Annotated in this window: 9 protein-coding genes; 1 reads left to right on the top strand and 8 read right to left on the bottom strand. The window is 49.3% G+C overall.

Annotated features, from left to right (window positions below; genetic code table 11):
• Window positions 1-33 precede the first annotated feature (33 nt).
• The 8 genes from E1189_RS18685 to E1189_RS18650 all read right to left on the bottom strand — a co-directional run bounded on the left by E1189_RS18685 (window position 34) and on the right by E1189_RS18650 (window position 9,094).
• Window positions 34-1,479, bottom strand: a complete 1,446-nt coding sequence (locus E1189_RS18685) for a hypothetical protein (protein WP_155162333.1) — start codon at window positions 1,477-1,479, stop codon at window positions 34-36.
• Between the two features lie 240 nt (window positions 1,480-1,719).
• Entirely contained in the window at window positions 1,720-2,112 is a 393-nt protein-coding gene (locus E1189_RS25610; RefSeq protein WP_155162330.1) for a type IV pilin protein, read from the bottom strand.
• Window positions 2,109-6,074 carry a pilus assembly protein gene (locus E1189_RS18675; protein ID WP_196221518.1) on the bottom strand — a complete coding sequence of 1,322 codons (3,966 nt, stop codon included), beginning with the start codon at window positions 6,072-6,074 and terminating at the stop codon, window positions 2,109-2,111. The genes E1189_RS25610 and E1189_RS18675 overlap by 4 nt, the downstream gene beginning before the upstream one ends.
• 296 nt (window positions 6,075-6,370) lie before the next feature.
• Entirely contained in the window at window positions 6,371-6,805 is a 435-nt protein-coding gene (locus E1189_RS18670; protein ID WP_155162326.1) for a hypothetical protein, read from the bottom strand.
• A complete protein-coding gene (locus E1189_RS18665; protein ID WP_155162324.1) occupies window positions 6,802-7,701 on the bottom strand; it encodes a PilW family protein in 900 nt (299 codons plus the stop codon). The genes E1189_RS18670 and E1189_RS18665 overlap by 4 nt, the downstream gene beginning before the upstream one ends.
• Entirely contained in the window at window positions 7,698-8,090 is a 393-nt protein-coding gene (locus E1189_RS18660; protein ID WP_155162322.1) for a type IV pilus modification PilV family protein, read from the bottom strand. The genes E1189_RS18665 and E1189_RS18660 overlap by 4 nt, the downstream gene beginning before the upstream one ends.
• Entirely contained in the window at window positions 8,090-8,578 is a 489-nt protein-coding gene (locus tag E1189_RS18655) for a GspH/FimT family pseudopilin (protein WP_155162390.1), read from the bottom strand. Before E1189_RS18655 ends, E1189_RS18660 begins: the two co-directional genes overlap by 1 nt.
• Window positions 8,579-8,845: 267 nt before the next feature.
• Complete coding sequence (locus tag E1189_RS18650; protein WP_155162320.1) at window positions 8,846-9,094, bottom strand: hypothetical protein; 249 nt, start codon at window positions 9,092-9,094, stop codon at window positions 8,846-8,848.
• Window positions 9,095-9,328: 234 nt separating this feature from the next.
• Here E1189_RS18650 and E1189_RS26305 point away from each other — a divergent pair, with 234 nt between their 5' ends.
• Complete coding sequence (locus tag E1189_RS26305) at window positions 9,329-10,315, top strand: MATH domain-containing protein (RefSeq protein WP_408014769.1); 987 nt, start codon at window positions 9,329-9,331, stop codon at window positions 10,313-10,315.
• Window positions 10,316-10,646 lie beyond the last annotated feature (331 nt).

Raw genomic sequence — 10,646 nt, 5'->3', positions numbered from 1 at the left:
GACTCCGGACTTTCCTGAAAGCAGCGAGTAGAGTTAGAGAGAGGAGCGCTTCTTGCGCTTTGCAGCTACCGGGTTATCCGCTTTTAAAAGCGCCAGTGAAGCCTGCAGTTTTCTGGCTTCATCCAGCCGCACTTCTATCTGTTCAAGCACATTGATGCACTGGCTGATCACACCCTTGAGAGTTCCGGCTTCCACAACACCGACATCAGCTTCGAGGTCGTCATCATCTTCGTCACCAAATACGATGTTTTCCCGCGCCTTCACCTGAGCTTTTTGTTCATCGGAGGTGTAGTACAGGTCACGATAAGCAGCCCGCACCTTTTTCAAACCGCCGCTTTTGCCCAGCGCCAGCTCCTGCTCGATATCCATACGCACCATGTCGATGATAATGCGTTTGGCCTCTTCGGAAGCGGTTGTACCTGTGAGTGTGGTTAAGAAACTGCGCAGGGTTTCTGTGGCCCAGTGAGCACCCTTATTGTGCAGTGTGGCGCTGGCTTCGGTGGCCAGATTGAGGGCGGTAACCAGATGGCTTTCAGCCCATACAGTAACCGGCCCGATAGTGATGCTGCTCAACAGATAATCAGCGTTAAGAATCTGCTTGCCATAGTTCACCGGAATCGTGCCTATCTTGATACCGTAGGTGGCACGAATATAAAAACGTGCCCAGAACGCCTCTCTCAAAGCATTGGCTGCGTTATAACGGCCAAGGCTGTCGGAGCTTGATCTGTAGCGCTCTGAAGTGCCAAATGTGCTGACAAATGTCTGCAATGCATCGCGGGTGAAAGCATTGATACTTTGATCTATAGTGTTCCGTTCACGGGTGCTCATGGCTTTTTTTCTGAGCACCTGCCGCTGCATGTCAGTAATCTGATCAGCGCTGAACAGTTTCATGCCCCGCAGTTTTTCTGTTTCAATTCCCACCTGTTCCTGCAGAACACCACTGGGAAGTTTCAGACGAAAACTCATGCTATGAGCTTTCTCAGCCAGGCTTTTCAGTTGTTGCAGATAATGATCTTTCAATGCTCCCATATGGAGAGTCCCGGAGAGTTCGGCGACAGCCTCTTCTCTCAAAGCAGGAAAGGCACTGAGCCCGGCGATGCGATCTTCCAGAAAGGCCACTTGCTGCTTGCAGGCCCGCGCAGCAGCCAGAAAATCCTGAACAGAAATAGCCCCCGTTAAGGATTCATCGGATTGTTGCTGCAGGGTTTGCAGAGTTTCCTGCAGCTCCAGAAAGCCTTCGTGGAGAGTTTCAGTTGCGGAGTACAGGAAATCATGGGCACGCTGATCTCTGTCCCGCAACACAGATAGATACTCTGCTTCCAGAAGAGCTTTATCCATCAACCGGATATTCACACGGCCGGGAAATTCAAGGTAGCCGTTATCCACCGGCTCTCTTTCACTAGAGGGAGCACTCAGGGTATAAGTGGAAACAGGCGCTGCCAGTAATGCAGCGAGTAACACAGGAATGGATGTTTTCATGATACCGACTCTGCTGAATGTCACGCACTGTGACAGACACACTCCGATAGAGTTCCCAATATTTTGTAACAGAACAAAAAAATCTGGATACTCTTGAACAGGGTGGCGGTGTGACTTCATCTATACTTTTTTGATCCAATCCTAACCATCAGATTTATATGGCGGTTACGGAAAAGCTCATGCTCATGATGCAGGCCCTTGTAGAAGGCCCTTCTTCAAAAGATTAACCCAGCCCTCTTTTTACCCACACTCAAAAACGGGCTGACCCTGAACTGTACCCAAGCCATTCTGACTGATGGTGATCTCCGGGAAGCCATTACGCTGTGGCGTTGCTTTCAGGGTATAGGCTGTTGCTGTTACGGTTGCATTGCCATCAAACGCGATCGTGTAATTGGGAGTGTTGCTGTCTATGGGAGACTGATCTGGAAAGTGGGTACCGGCAACCGCTGTGGCATAGGTGCGTGTTTCGGCCCGGTAACGCTCCAGAGATGCAGTCGCTGCAACCAGTGTCCCCCTGCCATCAATGCAGGCATTACGCACCACATAGTTCTGATAGGACGGATAGGCGATAGCCGACAGGATGCCAATGATAGCCACTACTATCATCAGCTCAATCAGTGTAAAGCCTTTCATTGGCTGTCCTCTGTGTCAGTGCCGGAATCCTTGCTGGCTGATGCCTTGCGATTCACCACTCTGTCCATCCAGCCTGTTGGGAAAATAGTGGAATCCTGATCTGTAGCAATGCAGGTGGTTCCGACACACTCAACAGGCACCAGCCCTTCGATATCTTCCAGGTCACCAGCCAGCTCACTGGAGTCCATCACCACAAAACGGGTGGAGGAGATAATGCCTGTGTTCTTGATTTCCTCCGAGCGGGATTCCCCGGCGGCCGAAGCATCGGATACGTTCACCCGATAGAAACGGTTTACGCCGATAACAGGGTTGCAGCTGTTGGACGCTGCTCTCGGTTCGTAGCTGACGAAAGAGATATTTCCGTTAATCAGGGAGATATCTGAGAGGATTTTTTCTCCGGGTTCTTCCATGGTGATGTACCAGCCACCATCACTCTGGAAATCAAGATTCCCGTTCGCACCCAGAGAGGACAGTGAGAGTCGCATTTTTGCATCGTCTCGCTTGATCTCATTGTCGCTGCTGATATCGTCGGATGTGGCATCGTACAGATCCTTTTCTGTCAACGTTGTTACCGTCCTTTCTTCAGGTTTTGGGTTGTTAAAGATCGCGGCGCTTTTCAGTACATAAATACGATCTTTCACAACCGTGCTCAAGGGCTTCGCACGGTGGCCGGAGCCAATGGCAATGGTAAACATATCCCGGTCACCGGCTTTGGTAATGCCCATCACCGGGCGCATGTAGAACCGGCGGTTATTGCGATTGTATGTGCCACTGATATCCGCAACCACACCACCAGCTTTTTCAATATCATTCTTGTCCCTTCCGATACCCCCAAAAGGCTCAACATGTAGCTTTCCAGAGTGATAGGAAGCTTCATTATCGATAAATAAACGCCACACCTGGCCGCCCATATCTGCAAACACCAGCTGGTTGGCCTGACCATCCAGATTCAGATCAATAGCCGCGATATCTCCGGGAATGCTGTACTTCATTTTGGGCAGGACGAGCATGCCTTTATTACCGGCAGTAGCGTTGGAATTAGCAGTCGCCTTCCACAGTAATTTGCCTGTTTTGGCATCCACAATATAAACGGCATTGGCCGTTGAATCCGGGGTACGGACACCGCCTTCCTTGTCATTACTTGTAGTGTCGTAACCTGCTCCAAAAATCAGAACCTTTGTGGGCGTTTTACCAACCATTAAGCTAGTCAGTTTGGGCTTGGACCAGGATTGCCCCATTTCTTCAAACCCTGCCTTTGAGGAATCGATTCTCCACAGATATTTAGGGTTATTGATATCGGTGATATCCAGCGCGTAATAGCTGCTGCCGCCTCTGCGTAAACCGAAATAGGCATATACGTGATCAGGCTTTTTACCGGGTTTCGGTGGGATTGTAATCGCACCATCACTATCAGCATCGTGGCGCCAGATAGTTGGGCTGCCATCAATGCCATAGGTGCGCGTAACGGAGTTTTCAAGGCTGTCATTATTCTTAAAACGACGCAGGTTAGGCATCAACTCCTCAGGGAAGAAAGCAAACTGTTCTTTACCGTTCTGACCGTTAATAGCGTGAAAAATGCCCTGGTTGGTGCCAAAGACAATGGAGATCAGGTCATCAGCCGATGTTCTGCACCCTGCCTTTTTATTATCTGAATCTTTGTAGTGACCATTTCTACAGCCGTAGTAGATCATTGCAGGCTGGGAGTGGAGTGGGTCTCCGATTTGCTTCCTTGGCTTGGTACCAGCCGCGTTATAGCCCATGGCCCAGCGAATGATTTCGCGCCTTTCTGCATCGTCCATTCCCGTATGCCCCAAAACAGCTTTGGTAATAGACGTGTTACCTGGTTCAACGCGTTGCTCCTTTAACACAGAATCCCTGGAGGCTCCGATATCGGTTACGAGCAAACGTTCCTCAGGTAGGGGCAACTGAAAGGCAGCACCACCCGCCCGGGTGCTGCCACCATCATCGTTGGCGGACCAGAAGGACCGGGATGAACTGATGAAACTGCCGGTTTCAGGATTGACGGCCTCTTTCCCGTTCGCATCGGCAAGGTAATAGGTCACCTGCCCCGACGTTTTATCCTGCCGGGCGGCCAGTTGGTATTTCTTGAGATTTCCGCTCCAGTTTGTCGTTTTTTCAGGTGTAAAGAGCGCGTAATACAGCTCATTATTGTGCTGGTAGCTGCGGTACTGGTTTACAGACACACTTGGTGCTACAAAGCTGGCTTCATTGGAAAGAATTTCCTGAATAATCGAGTCAAAGGCCTTTAGCAGATCATTGGCATTGTTGGCCTCATAGAAACGCTTTCCGTCTTTCCCTCTGGGGGACGCGATGCCTTTCAGGAAGTCTTTTGCATCACCACCACTGGCGTAGGCTATGGTGTGAGTGGTAATGGTTGTGTCACCACCTAAAGAAGGGCGCTGATTGGTTGTTTCCATGTACTCAGTCAGATTCCTGCCACACTGCATATGGTCAGCCATGTCCCGGCTGTTTGTGCACGCCTTCCCAGTCAGGCCTGTCACTCTGTCAGCAATGGTCTTATTCATGGAGTTCGGCTCACCATCAGACAACAGGATAATATGGTTTGCCTGACAACTATTGGTAATAGGGGTAGTTGCCTGACTGGAGAAATATTCCTGAGCTTTCGTCAGCATATAAACTGTTGGTGTACCACTTCGAGACGATAGCGCACTCACATGGGAAACCAGCCGGTCTTTTACTGTAATCCCATTGGTGTCATCTAAACTCTGGTGTTGAACTTTGAGAACAAGTCGGGGGCTATGAACAATAGAATTGTTCCGGGAATAAACGCCTCGCTGATTTGGGTGAACTCTATCCTTACTATGATCACCCGCGCGGGTAACTATCAATGACAGAGGGTTGCCGGGCTTCCAGTCTGCTCTTGCCACAACCTCCTGAATCACCCGTGCAAGATTTGGTGTACGGTATACTTTCCCTTTCCCCCACCAGTCATCATAAATGGGCCACCAGGCACCCGCCGGTGTTCTTTGTCTTGAAACAATGGAATCTTTATGCCTTGTAAAACCTTCCGAATTCCCCACATCATGAGCTCTGATATGGGTAGCAAAACGTTGGCTACTGTTCTCTGATGCCGTAAATTCAATATAGGCTTCCTCAATAGAGGCGCCTTTAGCCAGAGGAAGATTCAGGTATCTGAGACCAACGTCACCATTAGCCAGATACAGATAATTCTCGTTAAGCCGGGTATCGTAAGAAAACTCCTGAGCATCTTCGTCTCCTGTGGCCAACGTACGATTGACTGTAATCAGCTGGCAACCGGTGCCCGGGAACGCAGAAGGATTCTCCCAGTCATACTCATAATCAATAATTAACGACGGTTCCGTCCTATCGGAGTTATAGGAGGAGATGAGCCGCTTACCCTCATCTCCCCCGGTGTTGCCTTTAATAACAAACCCCATAGCGTTGCCACCACACCAACCGGCTTTTGCAGTGACTTCAGAAACAATATCTTTGACATCAACGGCATACCTCATTTCATCGCCGAACTCATCCCGTTTGTTCCAGGGGGACAGTGTCCATGCCGTTGAGGCACGGGTTAAAGGGCGAGAACCTATGCTGTTGAGGTGAGGTAAGAATGTATCTGGATTCACATGACTAATTCCGTACACATCAAAAGTCGGCGTAGATGTTTCATCTGTCTCAGAAGAGAACTCAAGCTTTGCCGATTTAATGACGGCACCATGGGGAACGAGCACATTTGAAAAGCGAATACCTGCCTGGCTGACTTTATCGTCATCTATGGCAACTCTCAGATAAGATGAGCCCCGATCAACACCTCCTCCAGGCCACTGAAAGCCATCATCGGATGACTGGGCAATGTAAGGAACGGTCGTAATACCTTCACTCAAAGGATCGTGAATATCCTGAACTGTATGATAAACACCCGGCTGCATATCCGAGCGACGATTATTGTTATGCATTCGCAGCAGCCCGGCCCTCATGGGAATTTCAGAAGTTGAATTCATAAGGGTCTCGAACGATGACTTAAGCACCTGCATCCTCGACCGTCTCGAACCATCTCCTATTGGCCAGGTCATAGACCCGCTATTGTCGATAATAAAAAGAATATTCGGCAGTATAACCTGATTATCAGACGCAGCTCCCCCAAAGAAAATCTCCGTATCATCAGCATGGGCAGCAATCAGCGTACAGCTGAAAAAAGCAGCTGAGACAAACGACATCAGCCCCCGATTTAATATTTTCATTATGTTCCTGCCTACTGCGCAAATTCGATGTACTGATACATAAGGGAAACTTCACGGCGAGGGCTGTCATCATCAATTTTACCGTGACCCTCGGTATCAAACCCCACTTCCGCACTCATGGCTTTGCAGCGGAATGTAAATTCAAAGCTGTTGTTCCGGCCAAGGCATTTGCCCAAATCTTCGTATGTGAGATGGCCAGAGACATGGGAGTTATCAGACGGTGTGAGGGCAGGTTCATCATCAATGGTTGCAGACGCCATCAGTGATTTCAGCCCCCGGTTAATCAGGTTATTGCCTCCGGCAAACAGCTCCCTTGAATCCCTCATGGTATTCATCTGGGCCAGACCCAGTTTGGAGTTATAGACACCGCCGATACCGATCATGGAGACCACCAACAGCATCACCAGAGAAATCATCAAAATGGCGCCATTCTGGGATGATGTCATTGGGTCAATCTCCGGTTCAGGGCCGTCATATTGGATTGATACACCCCGGCCTTTGGTTGGTTGTCGTCATTATCCTTTTGCATGGGCGTCTGCATATTCAACCGCACAGAAAACCGCGTTGTTGTGGCATTGGGTTCAATAGCAAGCCCGTTGGCTTGCAGGCCTGTAATCAGGGCTTCATCGTTGACCCACAGAGAAGGCCCACCGATGTGATTTTCATCCTCATCTTCATAAATAAAATCGGAGTATCTGTAGCGCGATTCTTGATAGCTGTAGAGGCGCGTACTCGGCATGGTTGAACCTTCCGCACGATTGAAGAATTCAGGCGAAACCGCAATCTGTAGAGTGAACTGTTTAGCACCGTTTTTAATGGCAGGAGGATCTATCAGCTGAAAATTATTGCAGTTCGCCAATATCAGTTGATTATCGTCAGTATCATCATGCTTTGGAAAACCGGACTTTTCATGCTTCTTAGGCAAACTTATTGTCAACAGATCATCAGACAGGATGATATCAGGGTTAGGATTAAGGAACGGAATCAAGCGTGCTGTATCAATACCGCCGTCCACTGCCACTACGCCCGATTCCAAACGAGCCATGCGATCCTGCCAGTCGATAGAGTTAGAGCCATCTTCAGAATCATTAGAGGCAGGTATCGTCTCTTCAATTGCAATCGCACTGGAATTACAGCCTTTAAAACCGCCCATCATCACATCCTGACGCAGCATATCCATAGCAGTGCGCACGCTGTCCTGATTTTCAGACATGGCAAATGCAACCCGGTCAGTTTGCACAGAATCAACAGAGTACCGGGTAATGCCCAGCATAAATAAAGTACTGAGAGCCAGAACAATCATTAATTCAATAAGGGAGAGACCAAACTGAGTGGTTTTCATATCTGTACCCTCCGCTCAAGAACCACAACATCCTGACCGCCCATATTGAAACCGCCTACTTCCGAAAACTGAATCTGAATCGTATACAGGGAGATATTGCCATCCTTATCGGTCGGGCAGTTGTCAGCAATTTCGAGGGTAGCGCCGGGTTCTATAAGAGCGAGGTTGGCACGGGCTTCATCCAGCCCGTCATCTTTACAGACATCATCCCCATCAAGAATTTGCTGCTCAACAGAATCCAGTATCAGCAGCGCCATAGTGCGCTGGTCGGAAGCGATGTTGGATTGCACAGACATGGTTTGCAGCCGCAGCATGCCTAATACGCCTATGGCCAGAATCAAAAGGCTGACCAGTAGTTCAATCAGGGAAAAACCGGAGTGTGCCTTCATTACGAGCCCTCCCCCATGTTCATTACCAAGCCTGCTCTGGTTACGCTCAACGTGGCGATGGAGTCTCCACCCTTATTCTGAAAATTGATCTCACCGCTGTTTGAGGTTGAACCATTTGGCTCAAAGCGAATGTTCAGGTTGGCGGGTTGAGTAACCACCTGCCGGGGAATGGGAGGGGAGACCAGAAGCACAGTGCCATCAGCTTCATCCACCACAAGAACAATATCTGTGGAGTTGCCGCAGGCCGAGCCGTCGGTATTGCCATTACACAAGACAACGCTGTTTTGCCGGGAAATCGCCTCGGAACGGGCATACCGTAACAAAGAAATCATCTTATTGGTGTGGGTGGACACACCGTTGCGCACAACCATGTCGGTGAACGATGGCGTAACGACGCCTGCTAAAATCGCAAGAACCGCCATCACCACCATCAACTCGACAAGGGTAAAGCCAACGCTGGCCCGCCACCCCCGAAAACCACTTTTCATTATGATGTGTTCTACTTTTTGTTTGCTGTCACTATACCGAAGAACAATGGCACTATAAGCCCCACCTGTCGTGTATATGGAACCGCTTATCCTGTTGCTTTTGGATAACTACAAGAACAGTTATGAAATGGCCATGAAGAACAAAACAGCGTGGTGTCGGAAGCAACAAAAAGCCCGGACAGTTTCCCGTCCGGGCTCCACACACACCTGGCGTTCAGGCCAGTATCAAATCACCCTGCCCCCACAGAGTGACCCGATTCAGGTAAATCAGTGGAAGGTTGCATTCCCTGAGGATTCGCCAAGCGCGACGGCATACATCAGGGTTTCGATGGCTTCAACCTTGGTAATTTTCTTATCACGAAGCTGTGCGGCCAGATGCTTGTTCACACTTTCCCCAGCCGCCTGAGCATCGGCAATAATGCTTTCAAGGCGTTTCACCGATGTGTTGATAGCGATGCTGTCCGTTGCAGGAGTGTATTCCATGTCAGGCTGAGGCTTGATGAACGGCTTATTCATTATTCTTCTCCCCGCGCGCTGCCTGCTATAGCCAGGCAGTGTCGTACGTATTTATGCGTACATCGTCTTCTTTTTTGTTAATCCTTGTCAAGTACAACAAATGACTACTCGTTAAATAGTGCACTTTATGCCCTGCAGGGTATAGACAGAATTCCGAATGTCCCTCACAGCTCTTGTACTGAGACTACACTACCCCCCTCCCTATTGAGCAACAATGAGCGATGTGAGCCCGCCATGAACGACAGGTGCGTAATAAAGTCCTTTCTCACCGTTTTATATGCTCTCGTTGTGTTATTTACCTCTCCACCGACTTACGCAAAACCACCAGTCCGGTTCCTCCACATTGCGTTGGCTGCCGCTGCCGTACAGGGGGTCAGCAGCTGGTACGGAAAACCGATAATATCAAAGCAGAGGATTCAGGCAGCCAACAGGTTCATCAAAGGGACTTCGTCTTTTCTAACCAGTGAAATGCATCACCCTAAACCAAACACGCCACTCCAGCCCACGCCCCATGGCATGACTCCAGCATTCACAGTACCCAAACTTTCTTTACCGTTACAATTATCTTGGCCAAACAGTGCCCTGCTACAAACGAAAAATCTTTGGCCGTATCGGGCCGACCGTGACAATGAGCTAGAAAGCCTGCAAGTAAAGACGACCAATGGCCGCTTTATATGGCCTGTTCCAAATGTGAGTGACGCTATGGAGAAGTCCAAAGCAGGGCGGGTGACCTCTATCCGTAGCGCCCCGTTTTATACCGATGATTATGGTTACAAACTTAGCCTGCGGCTTTACATGAACGGCGAAGGTATGGGAAAGGGCACTCATCTTTCTATCTTTGTTGTCATTATGCGACATGACTACGATCAACTGTTGGAGTGGCCTATCAATAAGATGATTACCATAAGGTTACTGGATCAGTCTCCCCATATCGCAGGCCGTCAAAACCTTCAGGCCACTTTTCTTACCAACTTGAAAAGTTGTGCGTTTCAACGGCCGGTGACGGAAATGAATATAGCCGCCGGCATACCATTGTTTATTCCCCTTTCGGCATTAAGATTCAAAAAAAGCAGTGATGACGTTGATGACGTTGATGTCATTCACGCCGATGATGATCAACCATGGTATGTTGTGGACGATCAGATGTTTTTTGAGGTGGTAATCCAGGATCCACCCACATTACATAGCCTTCGCATCTGTCACGATGAACGACTCCGGTAGCTTCGGCATACATCAGAGCTTCAATAAGTACCCGCACCATTGCTTTCGCATAGTCTGGCGGCGTCTTTCTTGCTTGCGTCACAACTCTGGTCACGTAGCGGGCGGCAACACTCAAAGCCTCCCCCAAGCCTCTAGAACGGGAACTACAATAACCCTCCCTATTGAAGCGGATGTGAGACCAGTGATGAGTGACAGGTACGCAACAGAAGTCCTTCTAACAGTATTATTCGTTATCATCATGCTATCCATAATTCCGAGGGGCTACGCAAAACCACCACTGCGACACATTCCGTTAGTGGCCGTTACTGCTCAGGGAGCAAGCATCTGGTGC

The organism is Parendozoicomonas verongulae, from assembly GCF_009711465.1.
Lineage (GTDB): Bacteria > Pseudomonadota > Gammaproteobacteria > Pseudomonadales > Endozoicomonadaceae > Sansalvadorimonas > Sansalvadorimonas verongulae.
This window is presented reverse-complemented; position numbering and strand designations above follow the sequence as displayed.